This window comes from Streptomyces sp. ADMS, from assembly GCF_033441795.1.
Classification (GTDB): Bacteria; Actinomycetota; Actinomycetes; order Streptomycetales; family Streptomycetaceae; genus Streptomyces.
In genome coordinates this window covers 1-763 of sequence record NZ_JAVFVX010000360.1, presented here as the reverse complement: position 1 = coordinate 763, position 763 = coordinate 1, and the positions used below count along the sequence as shown (strand labels likewise).

Annotated in this window: 1 protein-coding gene; it reads left to right on the top strand. The window is 76.1% G+C overall.

The window, feature by feature from the left end:
• Positions 1 to 763 (top strand): DnaB-like helicase N-terminal domain-containing protein (locus RB628_RS41030; protein ID WP_318325722.1); only part of this gene is annotated, 763 nt, incomplete at both ends.

The window sequence follows — 763 nt, the reverse complement described above, 5'->3', positions numbered from 1 at the left end:
TGGAGGGAGCGATCCACCGCAGCGTGACCGAGCACGCGATCCGCCTCCACCAGGCAGCCCGTGCCGACGCCCTCCAGGGTCAGGTGGAGGGAGCGCTGCACCATGCGGACGTCCTGGCCGGGGTACTCGGGGACCTCGCGCGCCGCTGGGGGTCCGAACCGAGCCCGGTCGCCCCAGCCACGCCGCCCTCCACAGCACCCGTCGCGCCGCCGCCGGCACGGGCGGACCAGGTCGCCGAGGACGAGCAGTTCCTGCTGTCGGTCCTGGTCGAGCGGCCGAAGGCGATGGACGAGGTCGTCGGCTGGCTGCGACCGGGCGACTTCGCCGACCCCGCCCACGGCCAGCTCTACCGCTGCCTGGGCGCACTGCACCACCGCGGCGAGCCCATCGACCGGATCACCGTGCTGTGGGAAGCCCAGCGGCGCGGTCTGCTGGCCGACGGCACGCTGACCGCCGAACAGCTCACCGCCATCTGCGACGGCGTCGGCCCCGGCAGCGCCGAGTGGCTCGGCGAGCAGATCATGCGCTCCTCCGTCACCCGCACGGCCGCCACCTCCGCCCGCGCCATCCGCGCCCTGGCCGAGAACGAGACCCTGGCCCCCGGGAGGCTCATCAACCACGCCCTGCACGCGCTCGGGCCGCTCGACGAAGTGCGCGCCCGCTGGCAAACCGCGAACGGCCACTCCGCGCCGGCGCCGCCGCCCCCCGCGTCGCCGACCGAGGGGCCCCCGACGGTGCGGGTCCACGCCGCCCTCGCCCGCAG